The following is a 23460-nucleotide window of genomic DNA, read 5'->3' on the forward strand; positions in this document are numbered from 1 at the left end:
GGCGAGCGCCCGATACCGCGAGATCGTTGATGGTGCCGTGCACCGCGACGTGGCCGATGGATCCGCCTGGGAAGCGGCGCGGCGAAACGACATACGAGTCGGTGGAGAACGCCAGCCGGTCACCCGCCGGCGTGCGTAGCACCGCCGCATCGCCGAGTTGTTCGAGTTCGTCGTTGCGGAACGCCTCGAGGAACACCGCATCGACGAGCGCCGCCGACGACTTGCCGCCCGCGCCGTGGGCGAGTGTCACCACTTCTTCGAGCAGCCGAGGGCGCCGCTGCCGGAACTTGTCGATCCGTTCGAGCATGCGGTCTTCGCGCTGGGCGGCGGTCATGGGTTCAGTCGTCATGAAGCTTGTACTCCATTGGTTGGAAAGGCGATCTGCTCCTGGGCGACCGCCCAGAGCCGATACCCAAGAATGGCGTGGCTTTCCTGGATGCGGTGAATGCTCTGAGAGTGCACCGTGAAGCAGAAATCGAGGTCGTCGGCGACCGACATGCGCCCGCCGTCGTGGCCCGAGAATCCGATCGTCAGCAGGCCCCGCTGCTTCGCCTCGGTGATGGCCGACATCAGGTCCTCGGAATTGCCCGACGTCGACAGCGCGATCGCGATGTCACGATCACGCGCGTGAGCGATGATCTGCCGCTTGAAGATCAGATCGAATCCGACGTCGTTGCCCAGCGCGGTCACGACCGCCTCGTCGGCGGCCAGTGACCACGCGGCCACCGGACGGCCGCGCGATGGTCGGCTGAAGAGCGAAGCGAGCGTTGCGGCGTCGGTGGAACTGCCCCCGTTGCCGAGCGTGTAGAGCCGGCCGCCGCGGCGGAAGCGATCGGCCATCTCGGTTCCCGCCGCGGTCAACTCGTCGGCGTACTCGTCCAACGATGCGCGTTGCAGCTGCGCGCTTTCGGCGGCCTTGCCCCTGGCCGACGCAGCGAGGTCGTCGAGCAGGCTGGCGGCGTCGGTCTCCTCCGAGTCGATGAACGGATACAGGAAGCTGGTGTTCTCGGGCTCGCGTGTGGTCACCGCCCCACCTCGCTCTCGAGCCGGGTGATCGCCGCTCCCGCATGGATCAGGACGAGGTCGTCGGGGGCGACGTGGGGAAAGTCTGGGCTGACCATCGAGACGTCTATCCACTCCTCGCCCTTGGCCGTGCGGACCAGCGCCTGACCGGTGGCGTCGGGCGCCTCCAGAACCACCTCTCCGAGACGTCCCTCGTCGCTACACGTCACGCAGACTTCGTCGGTGCATTCGTCGGCGCTGGGCTTCAACAACCCGGGATGTTCAAAACAGACGTGGGTGAGCTCCCACAGCAGGTGATACATCAACACGAATGCGCCGGTGGCCGGCACCATCGGGTCTTCGGAGTCGATCCACAGAATGTGGTCGGCGGCGCCCGCCCGCGGTCTGGGGCCCGAACCGATCCACAGCGTCAGCACGCCCCACGCCTGCGCGCGGCGCATCGCCTCTGCCACCGCGGGTTCGCCGGCCGACGAGACGGCGAGCAACAGGTCACCCGGCTGGCTGGCCACCCTGGCCTGCGCTACGGGGTCGGGGTCGACGAGTGCGACCGAAGGAAGGGCACGCTTTCCGACGATCACGGGATGGACGAATTCGACGGCGACGTGATGGGCGTGCGGTTCCCATTGCGGCGAGATCACCCAGAGCGTGGCCCCGTCGTGAAAGCGGCGGGCCACGGCGAGCGCGGCGGCGGCCAAGTCGGCCGACAAGTCGGCGTCGATCATGGTTCCGCCGGGCTGTACGTCAGTCGTCATGGGCCCAGCTCCCCTCAGCGCCATCTGCTCGTCGCGCAAGCGCTCGGTCACTCACCAGTGTGCTCCGATGTCGCGAGTACCGAAGCACTTTCGGCACGGGTTGCGTTGACGAGATCGAGCGTGGTCTGCGTTGCGCTTGCCAGCGCGGCGGCTTCGTCGTCGGTGAGAGTTCCGCAGACCCAGTCCCAGTGCGCCGAGACCGTGGCGCCGAGCGCCGGCGACGGGGCCAAGGCCAGCTCGCCCTTTCGCCAGTTCACCCGTTCGGTCTCGGGTTCACCGAGCTCGAGCCTGCCAGACTCGAAACGCAGCGGCCGTGACGCAATCACCACCTGCTCGCCCGCCAGCGATTCGACCGTTCCCCAGCGGATTCGGCAGTCCTGCATGACGCGGACCGAGGTGGTCGGGTCGCGATCCAGGAACTTCACCCAGGGGTACACCGCGAAGACGTGAAAACTGTGGTGCGCCAACACCCCGGTCGCAGTGGGCAGCTCGCTGAGTAGCCCGCTTACCTGACCCTTGAACACCGTCCTGAGTTCGGCGAGCAGCAGGTCCGCATCGACCTTCGCCAGCGACGGTCCGCCGATCCAATAACTGCGCACCACCTCCTCGTCGAGCGGATCGGAGTCTCCGAGAACCTTGGCGAGCTCCATCAGGTAGGGCCATGCGCCGTCGAATTCCCTAGCGTGCCCGGCGAGTTCGGACGGGCCGTCGCCGTCTGACGGTCCGCAGTATCCGAGCTCGTTCGGCGGGTACGCGTACTGCGCGAACATTTCCGAGCCGGTGGACATCGGGGCTGCGCTCATAGCGAGTTCCCGATCAAGAGCTGACCCAGTGCGATGCCGCCGTCATTTGGCGGCACCCGGCGGTGGGTGATGACGTGGAAGCCCTTGTTTCGCAATCCCTTCAACGAGAGCTGCAGTAACAGCACGTTCTGAAATACCCCGCCGGACAGAGCGACGGTCTGCGCGCCGTCTTGCTCCTTGACGGCGATTTCGACGATCAGGTCGGCGACCGCCTGGTGGAACCGGGAGCCGATCACCCCGGCGGCGACACCGGCGCGTTGATCACTGATGACGGCCGCGAGCACGGGAGCGGGGTCGATGACCGAGGGGGAGGCGCTCGTGTCGATGTCGAAGGCATACGTCGTCGTACCCCGGTCGGCATGACGCGAGAGCCCCTCCAGTTCGATGGCTGCCTGCGCCTCGTACGCAACGACCTGCCGGATGCCGATCAAGGCCGCCACGGCGTCGAACAGTCGGCCCATGCTGGAGGTGGGGACACAGCCGTTACCCGTCTCCAGCTGATGCCTCAGCGCCCGACTTTCGTCGGCGGGACATGCCGACACCGGTGGCAGGTCGGCGTCCCAGGGCAGGCCGGCTGCCCACAGCTGGGACAGCGCCATCCGGTACGGACGCAGCACGCTGACGTCCCCGCCGGCCAGCGGCACGTACTTCAGCCGAGCGAGCCGCTGAGCACCCTTGTAGTCGGCGAGCAGGACCTCGCCTCCCCAAACCGCTCCGTCATGGCCGTAACCCGTTCCGTCGAAGGCGAAGCCGAGCACGCGCTCAGATCCGTCCAGACCGTGTTCGGCCATCACCGCCGCAATGTGGGCGTGATGGTGCTGCACCGTGTGGACCGGCCGCCCCGCGGCATTGCGGTGCGCCCAAGCGGCCGAGCGGTAGAGCGGATGGGCATCGGCCACCAGAAGTTCTGGAGCGACACCGGTCAACTCCCGCAGGTGGTGCTGTGCCGCATCGAAGGCGGACAGGGTCGCCAAGTCATCCATGTCGCCGATGTGCTGGCTCAGCCACGCGTACTTACCCTCGGCGACGGCCATGGTGTTCTTCAGGTCGGCTCCGACGGCGAGAGTCGGCGGTACGGGGATGGGAAGTGCGATGGGCAGCGGCGCATACCCGCGGGAGCGCCGGATCGGCAACTCGACGCCTTCGCCAGGATTGTCGGCTCCGCCGACGCAGACCATTCGCAGGACGGAGTCGTCGCACGGGACCAGGATGGCCCTATCGTGGATCAGCCAGCCGTCGGCGAGACGAGAAAGTCGTTGGAACGCATCATCATCGGTGAAGCAGATCGGCTCACCACCGAGGTTGCCCGACGTCATGATCAGGATCTGCGGACCCGGCTCATCGTCAGCCAGCCCGAACAACAAGGCATGCACTGGTGCATACGCGACCATGACGCCGAGGTCGGGGTTGTGCGGCGCCACCGATCCGGCGATCGTGGCGTCGGGCAGCCGCGGCATCAACACGATCGGCCGTTGCGGCCCGGTCAGCATCCGCGCCGACGGCTCGTCGGCGTCGACGATGCCGCGTGCGGTCCGCAGATCCGGCACCATCACGGCGAACGGCTTGTCGCCCCGGCGCTTTCGCGTGCGCAGTTCTGCGACTGCGTCTTCGTTGCTGGCGTCGCAGGCGAGGTGGTAGCCGCCGATGCCCTTGACGGCGAGGATCCCGCCGTCACGAAGCAGGCTTCGGGCGTCGCGAAGACCTGCCTCGCCTTCCGTCGTGTCGCCGTTGCGGTGTCGGTAGGTCAGCGCCGGTCCGCAGTTGTTGCAGCACACTGGTTGGGCGTGGAATCGACGGTTGGCGGGGTCGTGGTATTCGCGGTCGCAGTCGACGCACATGGGGAAGTTGGCCATCGTCGTGGCAGACCGGTCATAGGGGAGTGAAGCGATGATCGTGAATCGTGGACCGCAGTTGGTGCAGTTGACGAAGGCGTGCCGATAGCGTCGGTTATGCGGATCGCGTTGTTCGCTCGCACAGTCGGCGCACATCGCGACATCGGGCGAGGCTAGCGTGCGCCCGCCGTCCGACCTCGACGTGTCGGCAATCGTGAATTCCGTTCCGCCGACGGTGGGAATGCTCTGTTTCTCGATGGTTTCGAGCACCGCGAGCGGCGGGGGAGCATCGGTCAACGTGGCGAGGAATTCGTCGATGTCGGTGCCGTTGCCCTCGACTTCGATGATCGCGCCCGAACTGTCGTTGCGCACCGAACCGGCGAGCCCGAGGGCGGCCGCGGTCGTGTAGACGAACGGCCGAAAGCCGACGCCCTGAACGACCCCGTTCACGCATATCCGGAGCCTGCGCCGATCGGTCATGGGACGGCCCCGGGGTCGTCACCCCTGCCCATCAGCTTCAGGCCGGCCATGGCTTCGTCGGCCCCCGCCCTGTCGGTCTTCTCGACGGCGAAGCCCATGTGGATGATCACCCAGTCGCCCGCGCTGAACGTCTCTTCGGGCAACATGCCAATGTTCACCTTGCGGTGTTCGCCGGCGACGTCGACGAGGCAGAGTTGATCGCCGTAGCCCTCGAGCATTCCGACGACCTGACCGGGGATCCCCAGGCACATGGCTCAGCCCTCCGCCGATGTCGTGACCGCAGCGGCCAGGTTGGCCACCACGTCGTTGATGGCCGCAACGGCGCCTGGCACGGCGGCGGCCACTGGTTCGGACAAGCCCATGCCCTCGTCGACGTTCTCCACCTCACACCCGACCACGAAGGTGCGTGGCGCGGTTCCGCCCAATGCGGTCAACGTGGCGAAAACGGCCGCTGGATCCATGCTGTGCGCTTCGAGACCCGCTGTGGCGGAGAGGCTTCCGTGATCGGCTTCGAAGACGTGCAGCGTTCCGGGGGCTCCGCGACTTGGAACGGCATCGACGAGTATCAATGCGCGCCACTCCTCGAGAAGGTCGTAGGCGAGATGCATACCCCTGATTCCGTAGTCGACCGGATGCACCTCGGCCTCGGGGGGCCACCCACCGACGTGACGCATCACCTCGGGTCCGAAACCGTCGTCTCCGAGGAAGATGTTGCCGATGCCGGCTACCAGTATTCGGGACGTGATATCGCCTCTGATCCGGCCGTCACATGTTCCTGATGCGGAGGTAACGCCTGATGTCCGGGATCGAACTGAGGGTGACGGCGACTCCAGTGACGACGACGACAGCCACCACGCCGGTCGCCACCCAACCCACTACGTCCATGTCGAACTCCTTCTCTCGGTGCTTGTCGGGCTGACATCCTCGGTGCCGAGCGGCTCGATCTCGTCCGGCGCGAAGTACAGGTAGCGGCCATAGTCGTCGGGCATCTCGGCCTCGGCGTCGGCCTCGACGATGACCCCGACGTGCCGCTCACCATCGACGTCCTCGTGTACCGACGTGACGCGGGCGGTTCGTCCCGCGAAGAAGATGTCCTGGGCATCGGCGCGCCGACTTGGCCGCAGCCGGACCCGACTGCCCGCCGCCACGCGAATACCGTTGATCAGCACCGCATCGACTTCGGGGCGTACCGCCGTGTCGGCCAACGGGTCCCACCAGTCGATGCCTTCGGGAATCTCGGGAACCAGCCCGGCGGACGTGTCCGCGTGCGGGTTGCGCAGTATGCCGTGCAGCTGCTGCATCGACTCGGGCGACATTGAATCGCAGCGGTCGATGATCTGGGCGGCCAGCGGGTCGGTCGCCCTCGCTTGCGCCTTCTCTTCATCGGTCATCGTCATGACGCGCAGCGTCAGGATCTCGTCGATCTCGGTGGAGTCGTAGAGCGAACCCTCGCTCTGTTCGGCGATCTCGGGGTGGTCGTACAGGATGATCGGCGACGCGAGCAGGAGATCGCGCTCGCCCGGCTTGCCCGCCAGTACGGGAAAACACCGATGTTGGTGGCACCGCGCGACCGCGGCCTCCGCCGCCTCGGGTGGCTCGAGCAGTGAGACGAACTCACCGCCAACGATTTCGGCGATCACGTGGGTACCGATCATCGAGGTGGCGATCGCGCTGTCCTTGTCGCTGACCGCCGCGCCGGTGTTGCGGACCGAGAGTTCGACATGGAACAGGCCGTCATCGGTTTCGGTCGAGATCTCCAATACCCCTGCGATCGCCGCCCGTGTCCGGATGAGCCTGCCGCCGTCGACATCCTCGACGTCGGTGCCCGCGGGAACCTCGACGAGCAGCGTGCGCATCGTTTCCAGCGCCGCGAGATCGAATGGCCCGAAGGATAGTTCGCGCTCCACCGCCTCGTCCCAGGTCACCCACGTTCGGGACCCGCTGGTGAACTCGTCCACTCGCTCGAAGCGCCCTTCGCCGACCTCGCGTTCAGCTCGGCGGTGCTGTAGCTGCAGGAACCGCACCACCACCGAGAGTTCGCCATCACCGTCGACGATGAACTGCGCGGCCAAGGTGTCATCCTCGCCGAGGCCGGCTTCGGCGGCGCCTTGCGGCCCGAGAACCCCGAACTGCCACCGGGATTGATTCTTGCTCGACGTTGAGCGATAGGGGTAGAGGAGGTAGCCCTCGTAGAGGACCGCGTCGGCGATGGTGCGAACCCGGTCCCAGCTGGCTGTCATCGGACCTCCTCGCGCTGGGATGTCGGAACCGAGTACTGCGGCGCGTCGGCGAGCAGCGTGTTGATCGCCTCGTCGAAGTCGAGCATTCCCCGGGCGGACTTATAGGCCGCAAGCGCGGTGACCGTGTCGTGTCCGAGGCGGACCCATCCGGCGTTGGGATAGTGGAGCTTGACCAGATCCCGCCACACGGTGACTGGCAGGTCGTAACGGGCCTCGCTCTCCCAGGACACCAGTTGCACGGCGAGCCCGTCACCAGTGCCGAAAACCGTTCCGCTGAACAGGAACTGCAACGGAATCGAGCCGTCGCGCAATGCGTGTAGATACTTCGACCCGGCGACCTCGAAGTCGTACGTGCATTCCAAGGGCATCGATACTTCGGTGACGTTGGTGAAACCAGTGACCATCGCGGTGCTGTGCTGCCAGAGGAAGGTGCGCTGTGTGTTCGCCCAGCGTTCACGTGGCCCGAAGAGGTCGGTCAGTCCGGCCGCTTCGTTGTCGGTGTAGTTGCGCCGCAGCGGTTCGATGCGCACCTGGCAGCGCAGCGCGATGGCCCGGATTGGCTCGTCATCGCTGGTCGCGATGCCAACACGGGCGGAGAGGCGTGGCGTGAGCGAATAGGATTCCGGCGCCACGTCCAACACGGTGTACGTCATGTCCGTCACGAGGCGGCCACCTTGCTGCGCGCTGTGATGCCCTCGAAGAACTCGTCGACGAACTGACGCACTTCGTGGCCACCGTCGAAGCCGTGCCACAGCAAGCGGAGCCGTCCGACGAACTCGTAGCAGGCATCGATCGGCACAAGGAAGCACTCCGCGGGTGCGTTCTCATCACCCGGATCGGCGTGTTCTCGGTCGGGCACCCGGATCAGCAGCGCCTCGACGTCATGGGCCAGCATGTCCAGGCTGGCGTCGGCACCGCTGATGGAATCCCAGGCGTCCATGTCCAGTTCGGACTCGGTGGCTCCGGCTGGCCCAGGATAGAAGGCAACCGTCTTGCCCAGCGCCGAATTTCTAAAGAAGAACGCCAGACCCACTGGGATCTGTAGCGATTCCCAGCCCCGGCGATCCAGTGCGAAGTTGGGAAAGCGTAGGTAGCGATCGGGCACTGCGCGGTACTTCAGTTCGGCGTGCGGATCGGAGAACAACAGATAGCAGCCTCGGCACGTGCACATCAGTTGTCTGCCAGCCACGTTGACGACGTGCTGGTGCTCGTCGGCTATCGGCTCGGCGCACATTTCGCATCGCTCGCCTGCCGGTTGGGGCGCCTGTCGGTTGGCCCGGATGCGGGAGATGACGTCGTATGCGCCCTGAGCCATCAGGTCACCCCGGTCGTTTCGGCGAACACTGCCAGTGCCAACACGCCATCGCGTACCAGCAGAGGGAGCGGTTCGAGGTGAACCTCGGGTCCCGCCTCGTCGTCGAGGCTGGCACCCGCGTGGACCGCGTCGAAGTGCGCGTGGCACTGCGGGCACCGCAACACCGCCTCGCCGATCTTGGCTCCCATCCGTCTGTGCAGCACCGCGCCCGCCAGCGACTCCCCGCACGCGCCACACCGGTCCCGGTAGGCGAACAGGTCGTCCCCGACGCGACAGGCAAGCACCGTCAACCCCGCCACCATGAAGCCGCCGACCTCACCGGACGCGAGATCTGCGATGTCCGGCACGGAGTGCCATGTGGCGCCGGGACGGTCCTTGGTGTGCACGCGGCTCATCAGTGACTCGATCGGAATCACGCTGGGACTCGAGTCGGATTCGGCTGCAACGACTTCGATCGAGTTGATCTCTGGCGCAGCGGCTCGCACCGCGTCCTCGACGGTCAGTTCGAGGGTCACCGCCGACGATGGACAGCTCTTGCAGCTCCCGGCGAACGAGAGACGCACCACGGGCCCGTCCTGACCCTCGACCACGTCGAGCAGCGCCACGTCGCCGCCATGCGAACCCAGGTAGGGCCGGACGCTGTCGAGGGCATCCTCGATGCGGCGTTCGATCCCATGCGGGTGCAGGTCGTGCACCAGCATCAAGCTCGCGACCAGATCGTCGGAGGCGAACCGCTCGATCAACGCCGGGTCGGCCGCGGCAGCGATCGACATCATCCGGTGCATGCCCGCTCCGTAGAGGTCGGTGAGCTCACCGAGCAGCGACTCGGCGCGCTCGCGCGCAACCGGGCCACCTATCGCAGTGGCGTCGAGCAGGGCCTGGATCCGATCGCCCGCGGAGCGCCACTGCGCGTCTGTGTCGTTGTCGTCTGGTTCTGCCGGGCCCCGTCCTTCTGGCTGGGCCATGTGTCACTCTCCGGTGACGGATTGTGTTGGCGAGTGCAGTCGTTCGATCGACTTCCCGTTTCCGAGATACATGTGTACCCCGCATGGCAGGCACGGGTCGAAACTGCGGACAGTCCTCATGATGTCGATGCCCTTGAAATGCTCCCGATCGTTCTCCTCGAAGATCGGTTGCCCCTGCACGGCATCCTCGTACGGGCCAGGAGTCCCATAGCTGTCGCGCGGGTTGGCGTTCCACGGCGTCGGCGGGTACGGGTGGTAGTTCGCGATCTTGCCGTCGCGGATCACCATGTGATGACTGAGCACACCGCGCACCGCTTCGGTGAAGCCACAGCCGATGGCCTCGTCGGGCACCGTGAACTTCTCCCACGTCTTGGTGCGTCCGGCGCGGATCTCGATCAGCGCCTGCTCGGCGAAGTGCAGTGCGCAGCCCGCCGCGTAGGCCTGGAAGTACGTCCTGGCCCGGTTGCGTTCAATCGTGTTGCTGCCGACCGCCGGGATCTTCCACTCCAATGAAACCGGCCCCTTCAGCGCGGTCTTCGGCAGATTGATCTGCACGCTGTGGCCCGTGGACACCACGTAACCGCCCGCGTCGACCAGGCCAGCGAGCGCCGTCGACCACAACCGCGCCAACGGCCCGCCGCCGGTGTCCAGCGCCAGATGGTCCTTGCCGTCGAACCAACGTGGCGACATCACCCAGCTGTACTTGTCGTCCATGTCCCGCTTCTGCGGTCGTGGGTTCGTGTGCTGATTCCACGGGTGCCTGCGATCGACCGGATTGCCAAGCGGATCGTTCTTGACGAACATCTCCTGGTCGGTCCAGTCGTCGTAATACGAACTGCCCAAGAGGATTCTGATGCCAAGGTTGATGTCGACCAGGGAGTGGGTGTGCAACTTGCCGTCGATCACCACGCCGGGCGTGACGAACATCTTGTTGCCCCACATCTCCATGTCCTTGTAGGAGAAGTTGCAGTACTCCGGATCCTGGAACGAGCCCCAGCAGCCGAGCAGCGTGCGGCGCAGACCGACCATCTCGTAACCGGGTAGCGCTTCGTAGAAGAAGTCGAAGAGGTCGTCGTGCATCGGCACGACCTTCTTCATGAACTCGACGTAACGCATCAGCCGGGTGATGTAGTCGGTCATCAACTGGATGGTGGCGACCGTCCCGACTCCGCCGGGATACAGCGTCGATGGGTGAACGTGCTTGCCCTCCATCAGGCAGAACATCTCGCGCGTCCACCGGCTGACCTGCAGCGCCTCCCGGTAGAACTCGCCAGTGAACGGATTCAGCGAGCGCATGATGTCGGCGATGGTCTTGTAGCCGTGCGCCTCCTCATTCGGGCAGCGGGTGTTCTCGGCCTTGGCCAGCACGCTGGGATTGGTCTCGGCGACCATCTTCTCGCAGTAGTCGACCCCGACCAGATTCTCCTGAAAGATGTTGTGGTCGAACATGTACTCGGCGGCCTCGCCGAGGTTGACGATCCACTCGCCGAGGTTTGGCGGCTTGACCCCGTACGCCATGTTCTGCGCGTAACAGGAGCAGGTCGCGTGGTTGTCGCCGCAGATCCCGCAGATGCGACTGGTGATGAAGTGTGCGTCGCGCGGGTCCTTGCCCTTCATGAAGATCGAGTAGCCACGGAAGATCGACGACGTGCTGTGGCACTCCACGACTTCGCGGTTCTCGAAGTCGATCTTGGTGTAGATGCCTAGGCTGCCGACGATGCGGGTGATCGGATCCCACGCCATCTCGACGAGTTGTTTGGGGTCCGACTTGGTGTGTTGCGGTCCGGGAACGGTTGTCGTCATTGCTCTTGACCTCTCTTCGACTCGCACCTACCAGGTGCGAGTCGCTCCTGTCGTCAGTTCCTTGCCCGGGTGCCGCCATTTGGGCTCTTTGTCGACGGTGCGCCCGGTGACGTGACGCAGGTTTCGGATTACGGAGCCGTAGAGGCCCGACGCGGTGGTCGAGATCTTGCCCCCCGGTGGTTCGTCCATGAATGGCATGAACTTGTCCGGGAAGCCGGGCATCGTGCAGCCGATGCAGATACCGCCCACGTTCGGGCAGCCGCCGACACCGTTGATCCAGCCGCGCTTGGGCACGTTGCACTTGACGACTGGACCCCAGCAGCCAAGTTTCACAATGCATTTCGGCGAGCCGTACTCGGTGGCGAAGTCGCCCTGCTCGTAGTAGCCGGCTCGGTCACACCCCTCGTGCACCGTGTTCCCGAACAGCCATTGCGGACGCAGCGCGTCGTCCAGCGGAATCATCGGTGCCTGACCGGTCGCCATGTAGAGCAGGTACGTCAGCGTCTCGGAGAGGTTGTCGCCTTGGATCGGGCAACCGGGCACACAGACGATCGGTATGCCTGCCTTGCTCTTCCAATCCCAGCCGAGATAGTCGGGCACTCCCATTGCCCCGGTCGGATTGCCTGCCATCGCGTGGATGCCACCGTAGGTGGCGCAGGTACCCACTGCGACGACCGCGGTTGCCTTGGGCGTCAACCGATCCAACCACTCACTGGTGGTGATCGGCTGATTGGTGGCTGGGTCATTGCCGAACCCGCACCAGTACCCCTCCTCGTGCAGGTTCTCGTTGGGAATGGATCCCTCGACGACGAGAACGAACGGTTCCAACTCGCCCCGATCTGCCTTGAAGAACCATTCAAGGAAGTCGTCGGCCCCACCGTTCGGTCCACACTCGAAGTCGATTAGCGGCCAGTGGACTGCGATTTGGGGTAATCCTGGTAGCGCACCGAGCGCGATCTCTTCGATGCTCGGTTGGGTGGCGCCTGTCAATGCCACGGAATCGCCGTCACAACTGAGACCGGCGTTGATCCACAGGACGTGAATCAGTGTTTCTTCCGCTTTGATGGCAGCTTCGGATGGCATGCTGCTGCTTCCCGGGACCGGGCTGGGGTCCCTGCGGCGCAGGAGTCGCCCCTCGGCCCACTTGCGCGTCGCTGGTTCTCGGTTTACGCGCACCAGATTGTCTTGTCAACGGAAGTTTGTGACATTCCTCATTACAATTAAAGCTTGACGGAGGGGTCAATCCACTGATACCAGGCATCCATGCCCTCGCCGGTGGTGGCGGACACCGCCAGAACGGTCACGTCGGGGTGGACTGCCCTGGCGTTCGCGACGCAGACGTCGAGATCGAAGTCCACGTAGGGCAACAAATCGATCTTGTTGATCAGGACGAGTTCGGCCGCGGCGAACATGTGCGGGTACTTCAGCGGCTTGTCCGCACCCTCGGTGACCGAGATGACGACCACCATGTTGCGCTCACCGAGATCGAACATCGCCGGGCAGACGAGGTTTCCGACGTTCTCGATGAACAACAGGCTTCCTGGTTCGGGCTCGAGCGTGTGCAACGCACGGCCGACCATGTCTGCGTCGAGATGACATCCGGCACCCGTATTGACCTGGACCGCCCGACACCCGGCGGCCCGGATGCGTTCGGCGTCGAGCAGCGTCTCTTGATCGCCTTCGATGACGGCAACGGGTCGATCTCCGCCGAGCGCCCGGATGGTCCGTTCCAGGAGCGTGGTCTTGCCCGCTCCCGGTGAGCTGGTGAGGTTGAAGGCCGCGATGTCGCGTTGGGTGAGCCACTCCCGGTTCCGTGTGGCGAGCTCGTCGTTCTTCGCCAGGACCTTCTGCTCGAGCGTGATCGTTTCGTGCGGGTGCGGGTGCGGGTGGTCGTGCGGGTGCGGGTGTGAGTGGTCGTGCGGGTGCGCGTGGGCCTCGCCGGCGAGGGTGATGGTCGCTCCGTCTTCACCGCAGCCGCAAGTCGCACACATGATCAGCTCACTTCCATTGAAAGAATCTTCAGGTCCCGACCCGTCAAGACCTCGACGTCGGCACTTCCGCAGGGACACAACAGGATCGGATCGGTTAGTTCGAAGTGCGCGGCACAGCTGCGGCAATGAGCCGTGCCGGGGCGAAGGTCGATGTCGAGGCGGGCGCCATCGGCGATGGTGCCCTCGGTCGCCAGCTCGAAGCAGAACGTCATCGCATCGGGCACGACGGCACACAATGCGCCGACTTCCAACCTCACGCTGTGCACGTGTCGGCCCGCGGCGTGCTCGCACACCGCTTCGACAAGACTCTGCGTCAACGCCATTTCATGCATGTCCGCCCCAACTCCGGGACCCGATGACCCCACGATAGGTCGACGTGCGCCGCGGGGGGAGCAGACGCTGGAATCGTCATGCAGCAGCGGCAGCGGAATTTTGCGTCTTGCCCAGTGCGCGGCGTGTCTACTTGAATCGAACAGGTGTTCGTCTAATGTGGGCGGTGTTCGACGGGAAACCACCGGTCAAGCCGACTTGTCGGTACCGACCTCTACCGTCACCGCCAACTGATCGAACACCTCGATCACCGGACACCCAATGAGGACGGAGACCACCATGGCGCAAGCCCCAGATCGCGAGAAGGCCCTCGAGCTTGCTCTCGCCCAGATCGAGAAGAGTCACGGCAAGGGCTCGGTGATGCGGCTCGGCGAAGAGGTGCGCCAGCCGATCTCGGTCATCCCGACGGGATCGATCGCGCTGGACGTGGCGCTCGGCATTGGCGGGTTGCCCCGTGGCCGTGTCGTCGAGATCTACGGCCCGGAGTCCTCGGGTAAGACCACCGTCGCGCTGCACGCGGTAGCCAACGCGCAGGCCGCAGGTGGCATCGCGGCGTTCATCGACGCCGAGCACGCGTTGGATCCCGACTACGCCAAGCGGCTCGGCGTAGACACCGACTCGTTGCTGGTGTCGCAGCCGGACACCGGTGAGCAGGCGCTCGAGATCGCCGACATGCTGATCCGGTCCGGCGCGCTGGACATCCTGGTGATCGACTCGGTGGCCGCACTGGTGCCCCGCGCCGAGATCGAGGGCGAGATGGGCGACAGCCACGTCGGTCTACAGGCCCGGCTGATGAGCCAGGCGCTGCGCAAGATCACCGGCGCCCTGAGCAACTCGAACACCACGGCGATCTTCATCAACCAGCTTCGCGAGAAGATCGGCGTCATGTTCGGATCACCCGAAACCACCACGGGCGGAAAGGCATTGAAGTTCTACGCCTCCATCCGGCTGGACGTGCGCCGCATCGAGACGCTCAAGGACGGCACCGACGCCGTCGGCAACCGCACCCGCTGCAAGGTCGTCAAGAACAAGATGGCGCCGCCCTTCAAGCAGGCCGAGTTCGACATCCTCTACGGCAAGGGCATCTCCAAGGAGGGCTCGCTCATCGACATGGGCGTCGAGCATGGCTTCGTCCGCAAGTCCGGCTCCTGGTTCACCTATGAGGGTGAGCAACTCGGACAGGGCAAGGAGAACGCCCGCAACTTCCTGCTCGAGAATCGTGAAGTGGCCGACGAGATCGAGAAGAAGATCAAGGAAAAGCTCGGCATCGGTGCCGTGTTGACCGACGACGCCAGCAATGTCGAAGCCCTGCCCGTCCCAGTCGACTTCTGAGTCGGGCGATGAGCAGACGCAGGATCCTCGTGAACGCGAGGAGCAAGCACGAAACGTGTGCCTGCGTTTGCTCACCGCACGGGCGCGGACCCGAGCCCAGCTCGCCGCCGCGCTGACGAAGCGGGGTTATCCCGACGACGTCAGCGGGCGGGTGCTGGACCGGCTGACCGACGTCGGGCTAATCGACGACCAGGACTTCGCCGAGCAGTGGGTACGCTCGCGTCACCTCAACGCCGGCAAGGGAAAGCGGGCCTTGGCCGCCGAATTGCGTACCAAGGGCGTTGACGACGACGTGATCGCCGACGCGCTGGCTGACGTCGACGCCGACGCCGAACGGACCCGCGCCGAACAACTCGTCGCCGACAAGCTCCGGCGCGAGCGCCTGAACGACGAATCTGACGACACCAAGATCGCGCGCCGACTGGTGGGCATGCTCGCGCGCCGTGGATACGGCCAATCGATGGCATTCGACGTGGTCAAGGTGGCGCTGGCCAGCGAGCGGGAACGCAGACGGGTCTAGGCCGCGGAAACCAAACATTGCTACGGAACGGTGAACTCAGCCTCTGTGACGCCACCAGAGCAATCGGGGAGCACTCCAAGTGGAGTCTCCAAGATGTAGTGCCCGGTCTTCAGGTCCGCGGTGGCGTAGCCAGGTTGTCCGTGGTCGGGCAATACAGCCGCCGTGACCTCCGCGATGCTTTCGAGCTCGACCTTCTCCGCGGTGAGATCCTGTAGCGACACCGTCTGGCCGTCCCTGACGCGGGCGACCAGCAGCACGCACGCAGCGCGCGAATCCGCGCCGGTGGCAGCAAATCTGATCGCCGTCGGGCCTGCATTCAGGGTCGCAGGAATCGGCCCGTACTTCCCCTCGGTGCTGATCACGTCGAGCTGGGGGAGCCCACATTTGTCGAACACGAATTCATCAATCGCGTTGGAGGACTTCATGGTCGCCGGAGAGATGCCGTCGATGCGCTCACCCCGCCGCGCCTTCTCTAGATCGGCGCGCTGAGTGTCCACTTGGGGTGCGAGGTCGGCCGGTAGGTTCGCCGCGAGGATCTCAAAATCCGGCGAAACCGACGCAGCCCAGTCCTTCATCGCCTGCGGCGCGGGGTCCGGTTCCCCGGGGTCGGCGCCCGGTGGGATCTTGGCGTTGAGCCGAATGCGCGCCGAGCATGCGGCCGTCGTATCCCGTGCCGGCGCTGACGTCGACTCTGCTACCGAAGGGCCGGATGATTGCGCTGAGCCGGCTGCTGACTCTTCGCCACCTCCGCAGCCGACCAGCAACACGGCCGACCCCACGACGGCACCTACCCGCGCAAACAACAACGATGCCATGGTCACGACGCCCCCCGGTGCGACGGATTCAGCTACGAATACGGGCAGCCTACGCGTGCGACGTCTCGTCGGAAAGAGGTCGTCTGCCGCTTCCGCTGACCAGTGGATACGAGTTCACGGAGAACGTGGGGTCGTCGATCAGCTCATAGAAGCATTCGATTTCTCGACCGCTCAGCAATCGACTGTCAGTCAAGCGATCCCCGCGATGAGCATCCTCTTCGCGGCCGGGTCTAGATGGTGCCGCCGGCACCTGCGCCGAACGAGCCCTGGGTAACCGGCGCCACGTGCATCGGTTCCGGGGTGCGCGTCGAACGGCGCAGTCGACCCTCGAGCCACGTCGCGAAGGAACCAAGGGCGAAGTTCACGCAGATCATCAGGATCGCGATCACGATCAGAGCGGGAACGTAGTTGCCGTACGCAGAACCGACCTGCGTGCCCTGTCGCACCATCTCGAGGAACGTGATCTGGTAGCCGATGGCGGTGTCCTTGAGTACCACCACCATCTGAGACACCAGTACCGGCAGCATCGACGTAATCGCCTGCGGCAGCAAGATCGAACGCATGATCTGACCCCAACGCAGACCCAGCGCCTCGGCGGCCTCGGACTGCCCGCGGGGCAGCGCGTTGACGCCGGCACGGACGATCTCGGCGATTACCGCGCCGTTGTACAGCGTCAGCCCCGTGATGACACCGGCCAACGCAAGGTACTTCGACGGGAAGACGTCGTAGGTCGCATAGAGGAAGTACGCGAAGATCATCATGACCAGGACGGGAACGGCCCGGAAGAACTCGACGATCACCGAGCACGTCCACCGAATCCCGGTGTGATGCGACATGCGGCCCACGCCGAGCACGAAACCAAGCAGCAAGGCCAGCACGATCGACACCGCCGCCGCAGTCAACGTGCCCTGAACACCCGGCAAGACATAGGTCTTCCAGAGATTCCCCGTGAGGAAGGGCTCCCACTTGGCGGCCGTCAACTGGCCCTTGGTCTCGAGTCGCGAGTAGATCACCCAGGCCGCGATCAGCACCAGTATCAGGGTGACCGCGGTGATCAACCGATTGCGGATCCGGGCGCGTGGCCCCGGAGCGTCGAAGAGAACCGATGCGCCGCTCACTCAAGTGCTCCGTTCTTCGCGGCCGTGGCAATCTGCTCTTCGCGCAAGCGCTCATCGCCGCTCATCACCGCGCCACCGCCAATCGCTTGCCGAGCCAACCGAAGAACAATCCCAACGGCAGCGTCAGGATGATGAAGCCCAGCGCGAAGATGGCTCCAATGGTGGCCAGCGCCGCCGTGTTCTCGATCATCTCCTTCATCAGCAATGCAGCCTCGGCGACCCCGATGGCCGAGGCGATCGTCGTGTTCTTCGTCAAGGCGATCAACACCGAACCCAACGGAATGATCACCGCACGAAAAGCCTGGGGCAGCATCACCATTCGCAGGTTCTGGCCAAACGTCAGCCCCAGCGACCTGGCGGCCTCGGCCTGTCCGAGTGGGACGGTGTTCACGCCGGCTCGCACCGTCTCACACACGAATGCCGCGGTGTAGACCGTCAGGCCGAGTACCGCCAAACGAAAGTTGCTGTCCTCGATCGACGTAATGGACTGGGAGTCGACCAACGTGATGCCCAGTGTCTGCGCGAGGCCGAACGAGCAGAACAGGATGATCAGGGTCAGCGGGGTATTGCGGATCACGTTGACGTAGGTGGTGCCGATCCAGTTGAGCATCGGCACCGGTGCCAGCCGCATCGCGGCCAGCGCCGTGCCGAGGACCAGCGCTCCGACGGCGGAGAACACCGTCAACTGAATCGTGGTCCAGAATGCCTCGAAGATCTGGTCCTGATACTCGGAGAAGATCTCCACGTGTACTCCGCTGCGCTAGGGCTCTAGGTCACTTGTCGAGCGCCGGCGGCGCCGGCGTCGCGATGCCTGCGGGTCCGAGGTTCTTCTCGAACGCCTTCGCCCAATCGCCGTCCTTCTCCATCTTGGTGATCGCGTCGTTGATCTTCGTCTGCAGTTCGGTGTCGCCCTTCTTCAGGCCGATGCCGTAGTTCTCCTCGGAGAAGGGCTGGCCGACGATCTTGAAGGTCCCCGGGCTCTGGGCCGCGTAGCCGGCGAGGATGACCTCGTCGGTCGTGACCGCATCGATCGCGCCGTACTTCAGCGCCTCGACGCAGGCCGAATACGTGTCGTACTGCTGTAGCTGCACGCCGGGGTACTTGTCCTTGATGCGCTGCGCGGGCGTCGAGCCCGACACCGAGCAGAGCTTCTTGTTGTTCTGCAACGAATCCGGGCCCGTGATGTCGGTGTTGTCGGCCTTGACCAGAAGGCTCTGACCGGTCACCAGGTACGGCCCGGCGAAGGACACCTTCTCCTTGCGTGCGTCGGTGATCGAGTAGGTCGCGGCGATGAACTTGACCTGATCGTTCTGGATCAGCGTCTCGCGCTGCGCCGACGGTGACTCCTTCCACTCGATCTTGTCGGGCGTGAATCCGAGCTGGCCGGCCACATAGGTGGCGACGTCGACGTCGAAACCGCTCATCGTTCCGTCCGGGTTCTTCAACCCGAGACCTGGTTGATCGAACTTCGTACCGATGACGATCTTTCCGTCGTCACCCCCGGAACCGCCGCCGCCACAGGCGACGACGGTGAGCGGGAGGGCAACGGCAAGCGCCAAAGCGGCGGCTACCCGGAATCGCAGAGACGGCTTGCTTGAGGAGGGCACAGCAGTATTCCTTTCGGCGGAGCGTTTCAGTGGTTGAGGATCTTGCCGAGGAAGTCCTTGGCGCGGTCGGATTTCGGATTGGAGAAGAACTCTTCGGGTTCGGCGTCTTCGACGACGGCACCGTCGGCCATGAAGATGATCCGGTTCGACGCGCGGCGGGCGAAGCCCATCTCGTGGGTCACCACCACCATCGTCATGCCCTCCTCGGCGAGCGAGGTCATCACGGCCAGCACTTCGTTGATCATCTCCGGATCGAGTGCGCTGGTGGGCTCGTCGAACAACATCACCTTGGGGTTCATCGCCAGCGAGCGGGCGATCGCCACTCGCTGCTGCTGCCCGCCGGACAGCTGGGCGGGATACTTGTCGGCCTGGTTGGCGATGCCGACGCGCTCCAAGAGCGACATCGCGCTGGCGTGCGCCTTGTCCTTGGATTCCTTGCGCACCTTCATCGGCGCGAGCGTGACGTTCTGCAGAATCGTCTTGTGCGCGAACAGGTTGAATGACTGGAACAGCATGCCGACGTCCGACCGGAGCTGGGCCAACTTGCGGCCCTCCTCGGGGAGAGTCTCGCCGTCGATCGCGATGGTGCCCGAGTCGATCGGCTCGAGTCGATTGATGGTGCGGCACAACGTCGACTTGCCCGATCCGGACGGACCGAGCACCACCACGACCTGGCCGCGGTCCACCTCGAGGTTGATGTCCTTGAGCACGTGGAGGCTGCCGAAATGCTTGTTGACACCCTTCATTGAGATCATCGGCGCGGACGTCGGAGTCGGCTTGCTGGCGTCCGCCTCCGACTGGTCGGTCTCCATGCGCACAGACCTTACCCAGGGAATGTCCAGCTCGCCCGGCTCTTGGGAATCCGGGAAATTTGGATGCGGCGGGCACGCCCGTACCATTGGTACGTGACTTCGATGGTGACGCCTGACGTGGCGGTTGCTGGTGCCGCCGGGGGCGTGCGCACCTTCCAGGTCCGCACCTACGGCTGCCAGATGAACGTGCACGACTCCGAGCGGCTCACCGGCCTGCTCGAGGAGGCGGGCTATCAACGCGCCGCCGACGGTGTCGACGCCGACGTCGTCGTGTTCAACACATGCGCGGTGCGCGAGAACGCGGACAACAAGTTGTACGGCAACATCAGCCACCTGGTGCCGCGCAAGGAAGCCAACCCCGACATGCAGATCGCCGTCGGCGGATGTCTGGCGCAGAAGGACCGTGACGCCGTGCTGAAACGGGCACCGTGGGTCGACGTGGTCTTCGGCACCCACAACATCGGGTCCTTGCCGACGCTGCTGGAGCGCGCCAGGCACAACAGGGTGGCCCAGGTCGAGATCGTCGAATCGCTGAAGGAGTTCCCCTCCACGCTGCCTGCATCGCGCGAATCGGCTTACGCCGCTTGGGTTTCGATATCGGTCGGCTGCAACAACACGTGCACGTTCTGCATCGTTCCGTCCTTGCGGGGCAAGGAGACCGACCGCAGTCCGGCCGACGTCCTCGCCGAGGCGCACTCACTGGTCGAGCAGGGCGTCCTGGAGATCACCCTGCTCGGACAGAACGTCAATGCCTACGGCGTTTCGTTCGCCGATCCTGAGGTCCCCAGCGATCGCGGCGCCTTCGGGAAGCTGTTGCGTGCCTGTGGGCGCATCGAGGGTCTGGAGCGGGTGCGCTTCACGTCCCCCCACCCGGCCGAGTTCACCGACGACGTCATCGAGGCGATGGCCGCCACCCCGAACGTGTGCCCCACGTTGCACATGCCGCTGCAGTCCGGCTCGGACCGCATCCTCAAGGCGATGCGCCGGTCCTACCGTGCCGAGCGCTACCTTGGCATCATCGACCGCGTGCGGTCCGCCATCCCGCACGCCGCCATCACCACCGACCTGATCGTCGGGTTCCCCGGCGAGACCGAAGAGGACTTCGCTGCCACCCTCGACGTGGTCGAACGGGCCCGGTTCGCCAGCGCGTTCACGTTCCAGTACTCCAAGCGGCCGGGTACCCCTGCCGCCGAGCTTCCCGACCAGCTACCGAAAGCCGTTGTGCAGGAAAGATACATGCGACTCGTCGAACTCCAGGAGCGAATCTCGCTCGAGGAGAACGCCGCCCAGGTCGGCACGGTCGTCGAACTGTTGGTGGCGACCGGAGAGGGACGCAAGGACGCCAGCACCACGCGGATGTCAGGAAGGGCCCGCGACGGGCGGCTGGTGCACTTTGCGCCCGGTGAGCGCGCGATCCGCCCCGGCGACGTCGTCACCACCACGGTGACCAACGCCGCCCCACACCATCTCATCGCCGACGCCGCGGTCATCGAACACCGCCGCACCAGGGCCGGGGACGCCCACGAGGCCGGCCGCCAGGTGAAGACGGGTGAGGCGAAGGCCGTCGGTCTCGGGCTGCCCGGCATCGGCATGCCACCCGCGCGGCCGGTGACGACGGGGTGCAGCCGATGAGCCGCGGCGGAGCGGGCTTCGACGAGTTCAAGGGCGACATCGAGGACGCCGAACGACGCGTTGCTCGCGAGATCGATCCCGGCGCAAGGGCTTTGGTGGTCGCGATCCTGGTCTTCGTCCTTCTGCTGTCGTTCGTGCTTCCGCACACCGGCAGTGCCCGAGGCCTCGACGTGCTCGTCGGCGACGACGCAGCCATCCACGAAGCGATCGCCCTGCCGTCGCGGGTGTTCACCTGGTTGCTGCTGGTCTTCAGCATTGGGTTCTCCATCCTCGCCCTGCTCACCCGGCGCTGGGGGGTGGCGTGGATCGCGCTCGCCGGTTCAGCGGTGGCGTGCCCCATCGGGATGCTGGCGGTGTGGTCCCGTCAAACGGTCGCCGAGCCGCACCCGGGACCGGGTATCGGGCTGATCATCGCCTGGATTGCGGTGATTCTGTTGGCATTCCACTGGGCCAGGGTGGTGTGGTCGCGCACCGCGGTCCAGCTGGCAGCCGAAGAGGAGCGCCGCAGGCTGGCCGCCCAACGGCAGAGCAAGGGGCTACTGGACCTCGACGACGGTTCCGACCCGGGGGAGCGACCGACCCACCCCGCAGGTTCCTAACGCTTCTTGCCGAGCGCGTGCACCGCGGCTTCGGCCCACTCCCGCCACTGGGTGGCGTTGGCCCTGGCCTGTTCGGCGTCCTTGGTGCGACCTGCTGCCTCGGCCTTCGCGGCCTGCAGTTCGTATTGCTCGGCGCGAACCCTGAACTGATCGGCTCTGGCCTGCGCCTCCGGGTCCGTTCCTCCGGTGGACGCGGTGTCGCGGATCTTCTTCTCGACGGCCTTCATCCGGCGTTCGAAGTCCGGTGCCCGCTCGCGGGGCACCTTGCCGATGGCATCCCACTTGGCGCCGATGGTGCGCAACGCGGAACGGGCGGCGTCGGCGTCGGCCACGTCGATGGCCTCGGCCTCGACGAGGATCGCCTCCTTTGCGGCGGCGTTCGTCTCGAGCTCCGCGTCCCGCTCGGCGTTGACCGCGTTGCGGGCCTTGAAGAACGTGTCCTGGGCGGCCTTGAACCGCTTCCAGAGGGCGTCGTCGACGTCCTTCGCGGCGCGGCCCGCGGCCTTCCACTGCGTCAGCATGTCGCGGAACGTCGCCGCGGTGCCCGCCCAGTCGGTCGAGTCGGCCAACTGCTCGGCCCGCTCGCACAGCGCCTCCTTGGCCTGGCGGGTGCCAACGCGTTCGCGGTCCAACTCGGCGAAGTGCGAGCCGCGGCGCCGGTTGAACGTCTCGCGGGCCGCGGAGTAGCGCTTCCACAGCGCGTCGTCGGTCTTGCGGTCTAGGCCCGTGATGGTGCGCCACTCGTCGAGGATCTCGCGCAACCGGTCGCCCGCGGACTTCCATTGCGTCGAATTCGCCGCGATGTCCTCGGCCTCGGCGGCCAATAACTCCTTGCGTGCAGTCTGGGCAGCGCGGTGTTCGTCGCGCTTCTGGCGGTCCTCTGCCGCGTGCGTGTCGGCCTGCTCGCCGATGGCGCGGAGCCGCGCCGCGAGGGCGTCGACGTCGCCGAGTACCGATGCGGTCGGCAGCGTCTCGGCCAGCGCGGCGGCCGCCGCCTTGATCTTGCGGGCATCGCCCGTGCCCGACACCAGCCTGCGCTCCATCAGCGCAACCTCGGTGTTCAGGTCGTCGTAGCGACGTCCGAAGTGGGCGTAGGCCGCCTCGTGTTCGCCCGCCTGCCAGGAACCGATGACCCGTTCGCCATCGGAGGTGACCAGCCACACGGTGCCGTCGTCGTCGACGCGACCAAAGCGATGTGGATCGGCCGAGGGTGGAACGACCACCGTCGGTGCGGCGCCGCCGGGTCGCGGAGCGGGGCGCGGAGGGCCTGGCCTCGGCGTCGGCTTGGGTGCTCCGCTTGACTCACTGGTCGTCATGTCCTGAACCTCTTGCCCTCCGCGTGGGTGACCCACGCTCCTGCCGCGCGACGCGGCGCCTGTTAGCGGTGCTCGTATGGCTCGTTCCAGTGGCTCGTGCCAGTGGATGTCTAGTGGATATTGAAACAGGTCGGACTGTCGCGTGCCCACGCCTTTGCGAGGCTGGCTAGCGTGA

The 23460-nt window shown here is 65.5% G+C and carries 26 protein-coding genes; 4 read left to right on the forward strand and 22 right to left on the reverse strand.

Translation table 11 applies throughout. From position 1 onward, the window contains the following. The 16 genes from QOD90_RS07000 to QOD90_RS07075 all read right to left on the reverse strand — a co-directional run. Positions 1-349 (reverse strand): AIR synthase related protein (locus tag QOD90_RS07000; RefSeq protein WP_526348022.1); only part of this gene is annotated, 349 nt, incomplete at its 3' end. Next, positions 346-1026 (reverse strand): D-sedoheptulose-7-phosphate isomerase, encoded by a 681-nt coding sequence (locus QOD90_RS07005; RefSeq protein ID WP_526348024.1) that lies wholly within the window; start codon positions 1024-1026, stop codon positions 346-348. The genes QOD90_RS07005 and QOD90_RS07000, both read right to left, overlap by 4 nt. Next, positions 1023-1775: a hydrogenase assembly protein HupF gene (locus tag QOD90_RS07010; RefSeq protein WP_526348026.1), complete on the reverse strand. Its 753-nt coding sequence runs from the start codon at positions 1773-1775 to the stop codon at positions 1023-1025. The genes QOD90_RS07005 and QOD90_RS07010 overlap by 4 nt, the downstream gene beginning before the upstream one ends. A 47-nt stretch (positions 1776-1822) precedes the next feature. Then, a complete protein-coding gene (locus tag QOD90_RS07015) occupies positions 1823-2578 on the reverse strand; it encodes a DUF6390 family protein (RefSeq protein WP_526348028.1) in 756 nt (251 codons plus the stop codon). Then, entirely contained in the window at positions 2575-4890 is a 2316-nt protein-coding gene (gene hypF, locus QOD90_RS07020) for a carbamoyltransferase HypF (RefSeq protein ID WP_526348030.1), read from the reverse strand. The genes QOD90_RS07015 and hypF overlap by 4 nt, the downstream gene beginning before the upstream one ends. Next, on the reverse strand, positions 4887-5141 hold the full coding sequence (locus QOD90_RS07025; RefSeq protein WP_526348032.1) for a HypC/HybG/HupF family hydrogenase formation chaperone: 255 nt from the start codon (positions 5139-5141) through the stop codon (positions 4887-4889). The genes hypF and QOD90_RS07025 overlap by 4 nt, the downstream gene beginning before the upstream one ends. A gap of 3 nt (positions 5142-5144) precedes the next feature. Next, a complete protein-coding gene (locus tag QOD90_RS07030) occupies positions 5145-5636 on the reverse strand; it encodes a hydrogenase maturation protease (RefSeq protein WP_526348119.1) in 492 nt (163 codons plus the stop codon). Positions 5637-5655: 19 nt separating this feature from the next. Continuing rightward, entirely contained in the window at positions 5656-5775 is a 120-nt protein-coding gene (locus QOD90_RS07035; RefSeq protein WP_526348034.1) for a DUF6893 family small protein, read from the reverse strand. Next, positions 5766-7130, reverse strand: coding sequence for a hypothetical protein (locus QOD90_RS07040; protein WP_526348036.1), 1365 nt, complete (start codon positions 7128-7130; stop codon positions 5766-5768). The genes QOD90_RS07035 and QOD90_RS07040 overlap by 10 nt, the downstream gene beginning before the upstream one ends. Further along, positions 7127-7792 (reverse strand): DUF6084 family protein, encoded by a 666-nt coding sequence (locus QOD90_RS07045; protein ID WP_526348038.1) that lies wholly within the window; start codon positions 7790-7792, stop codon positions 7127-7129. The genes QOD90_RS07040 and QOD90_RS07045 overlap by 4 nt, the downstream gene beginning before the upstream one ends. Continuing rightward, a complete protein-coding gene (locus QOD90_RS07050) occupies positions 7789-8445 on the reverse strand; it encodes a DUF5947 family protein (protein ID WP_526348040.1) in 657 nt (218 codons plus the stop codon). Before QOD90_RS07050 ends, QOD90_RS07045 begins: the two co-directional genes overlap by 4 nt. Beyond that, positions 8445-9410: a NifU-related iron-sulfur-binding protein gene (locus QOD90_RS07055; protein WP_526348042.1), complete on the reverse strand. Its 966-nt coding sequence runs from the start codon at positions 9408-9410 to the stop codon at positions 8445-8447. The genes QOD90_RS07050 and QOD90_RS07055 overlap by 1 nt, the downstream gene beginning before the upstream one ends. A 3-nt stretch (positions 9411-9413) precedes the next feature. Next, positions 9414-11213, reverse strand: coding sequence for a nickel-dependent hydrogenase large subunit (locus tag QOD90_RS07060; RefSeq protein WP_526348044.1), 1800 nt, complete (start codon positions 11211-11213; stop codon positions 9414-9416). Positions 11214-11240: 27 nt separating this feature from the next. After that, entirely contained in the window at positions 11241-12296 is a 1056-nt protein-coding gene (locus QOD90_RS07065; RefSeq protein WP_526348046.1) for an NADH-quinone oxidoreductase subunit B family protein, read from the reverse strand. A 137-nt stretch (positions 12297-12433) separates the two neighbouring features. Further along, complete coding sequence (hypB, locus tag QOD90_RS07070) at positions 12434-13204, reverse strand: hydrogenase nickel incorporation protein HypB (RefSeq protein WP_526348048.1); 771 nt, start codon at positions 13202-13204, stop codon at positions 12434-12436. A gap of 2 nt (positions 13205-13206) precedes the next feature. Continuing rightward, a complete protein-coding gene (locus QOD90_RS07075) occupies positions 13207-13536 on the reverse strand; it encodes a hydrogenase maturation nickel metallochaperone HypA/HybF (protein ID WP_526348050.1) in 330 nt (109 codons plus the stop codon). 277 nt (positions 13537-13813) lie between these two features. Here QOD90_RS07075 and recA point away from each other — a divergent pair, with 277 nt between their 5' ends. Further along, on the forward strand, positions 13814-14866 hold the full coding sequence (gene recA, locus QOD90_RS07080) for a recombinase RecA (RefSeq protein ID WP_526348052.1): 1053 nt from the start codon (positions 13814-13816) through the stop codon (positions 14864-14866). Beyond that, positions 14832-15386: a recombination regulator RecX gene (gene recX, locus QOD90_RS07085; protein ID WP_526348054.1), complete on the forward strand. Its 555-nt coding sequence runs from the start codon at positions 14832-14834 to the stop codon at positions 15384-15386. The genes recA and recX overlap by 35 nt, the downstream gene beginning before the upstream one ends. A gap of 20 nt (positions 15387-15406) precedes the next feature. Here recX and QOD90_RS07090 read toward each other — a convergent pair whose 3' ends face one another. From QOD90_RS07090 to QOD90_RS07110, 5 genes are all read right to left on the reverse strand, one after another. Then, on the reverse strand, positions 15407-16165 hold the full coding sequence (locus QOD90_RS07090; RefSeq protein ID WP_526348056.1) for a hypothetical protein: 759 nt from the start codon (positions 16163-16165) through the stop codon (positions 15407-15409). Between the two features lie 266 nt (positions 16166-16431). After that, entirely contained in the window at positions 16432-17319 is an 888-nt protein-coding gene (locus QOD90_RS07095; protein WP_526348058.1) for an amino acid ABC transporter permease, read from the reverse strand. 64 nt (positions 17320-17383) lie between these two features. Next, entirely contained in the window at positions 17384-18064 is a 681-nt protein-coding gene (locus QOD90_RS07100; RefSeq protein ID WP_526348060.1) for an amino acid ABC transporter permease, read from the reverse strand. A gap of 28 nt (positions 18065-18092) precedes the next feature. Then, positions 18093-18926, reverse strand: a complete 834-nt coding sequence (locus tag QOD90_RS07105) for a glutamate ABC transporter substrate-binding protein (RefSeq protein ID WP_526348062.1) — start codon at positions 18924-18926, stop codon at positions 18093-18095. Positions 18927-18952: 26 nt separating this feature from the next. After that, positions 18953-19681 carry an amino acid ABC transporter ATP-binding protein gene (locus QOD90_RS07110; protein ID WP_526348121.1) on the reverse strand — a complete coding sequence of 243 codons (729 nt, stop codon included), beginning with the start codon at positions 19679-19681 and terminating at the stop codon, positions 18953-18955. Positions 19682-19840: 159 nt separating this feature from the next. Between QOD90_RS07110 and miaB the strand changes: the two genes are divergently transcribed. Continuing rightward, positions 19841-21370, forward strand: a complete 1530-nt coding sequence (miaB, locus tag QOD90_RS07115; protein WP_526348123.1) for a tRNA (N6-isopentenyl adenosine(37)-C2)-methylthiotransferase MiaB — start codon at positions 19841-19843, stop codon at positions 21368-21370. Further along, positions 21367-21969, forward strand: coding sequence for an Rv2732c family membrane protein (locus QOD90_RS07120; protein ID WP_526348064.1), 603 nt, complete (start codon positions 21367-21369; stop codon positions 21967-21969). The genes miaB and QOD90_RS07120 overlap by 4 nt, the downstream gene beginning before the upstream one ends. On the opposite strand, the gene QOD90_RS07125 is transcribed toward QOD90_RS07120, so the two are convergent. Further along, entirely contained in the window at positions 21966-23285 is a 1320-nt protein-coding gene (locus tag QOD90_RS07125; RefSeq protein ID WP_526348066.1) for a DUF349 domain-containing protein, read from the reverse strand. The genes QOD90_RS07120 and QOD90_RS07125 overlap by 4 nt on opposite strands. Between the last annotated feature and the right edge of the window lie 175 nt (positions 23286-23460).

This window comes from Mycobacterium sp. (assembly GCF_032161845.1).
GTDB lineage: Bacteria > Actinomycetota > Actinomycetes > Mycobacteriales > Mycobacteriaceae > Mycobacterium.

Bases quoted from the DNA above. Each gene is read 5' to 3' on its own strand.
- QOD90_RS07010 (WP_526348026.1), bottom strand. From the start codon at position 1,775: ATGACGACTGACGTACAGCCCGGCGGAACCATGATCGACGCCGACTTG.
- QOD90_RS07015 (WP_526348028.1), bottom strand. From the start codon at position 2,578: ATGAGCGCAGCCCCGATGTCCACCGGCTCGGAAATGTTCGCGCAGTAC.
- hypF (WP_526348030.1), bottom strand. From the start codon at position 4,890: ATGACCGATCGGCGCAGGCTCCGGATATGCGTGAACGGGGTCGTTCAG.
- QOD90_RS07025 (WP_526348032.1), bottom strand. From the start codon at position 5,141: ATGTGCCTGGGGATCCCCGGTCAGGTCGTCGGAATGCTCGAGGGCTAC.
- QOD90_RS07035 (WP_526348034.1), bottom strand. From the start codon at position 5,775: ATGGACGTAGTGGGTTGGGTGGCGACCGGCGTGGTGGCTGTCGTCGTC.
- QOD90_RS07040 (WP_526348036.1), bottom strand. From the start codon at position 7,130: ATGACAGCCAGCTGGGACCGGGTTCGCACCATCGCCGACGCGGTCCTC.
- QOD90_RS07050 (WP_526348040.1), bottom strand. From the start codon at position 8,445: ATGGCTCAGGGCGCATACGACGTCATCTCCCGCATCCGGGCCAACCGA.
- QOD90_RS07055 (WP_526348042.1), bottom strand. From the start codon at position 9,410: ATGGCCCAGCCAGAAGGACGGGGCCCGGCAGAACCAGACGACAACGAC.
- QOD90_RS07060 (WP_526348044.1), bottom strand. From the start codon at position 11,213: ATGACGACAACCGTTCCCGGACCGCAACACACCAAGTCGGACCCCAAA.
- QOD90_RS07065 (WP_526348046.1), bottom strand. From the start codon at position 12,296: ATGCCATCCGAAGCTGCCATCAAAGCGGAAGAAACACTGATTCACGTC.
- hypB (WP_526348048.1), bottom strand. From the start codon at position 13,204: ATGTGTGCGACTTGCGGCTGCGGTGAAGACGGAGCGACCATCACCCTC.
- QOD90_RS07075 (WP_526348050.1), bottom strand. From the start codon at position 13,536: ATGCATGAAATGGCGTTGACGCAGAGTCTTGTCGAAGCGGTGTGCGAG.
- recA (WP_526348052.1), top strand. From the start codon at position 13,814: ATGGCGCAAGCCCCAGATCGCGAGAAGGCCCTCGAGCTTGCTCTCGCC.
- recX (WP_526348054.1), top strand. From the start codon at position 14,832: ATGTCGAAGCCCTGCCCGTCCCAGTCGACTTCTGAGTCGGGCGATGAG.
- QOD90_RS07110 (WP_526348121.1), bottom strand. From the start codon at position 19,681: ATGATCTCAATGAAGGGTGTCAACAAGCATTTCGGCAGCCTCCACGTG.
- miaB (WP_526348123.1), top strand. From the start codon at position 19,841: ATGGTGACGCCTGACGTGGCGGTTGCTGGTGCCGCCGGGGGCGTGCGC.
- QOD90_RS07120 (WP_526348064.1), top strand. From the start codon at position 21,367: ATGAGCCGCGGCGGAGCGGGCTTCGACGAGTTCAAGGGCGACATCGAG.
- QOD90_RS07125 (WP_526348066.1), bottom strand. From the start codon at position 23,285: ATGACGACCAGTGAGTCAAGCGGAGCACCCAAGCCGACGCCGAGGCCA.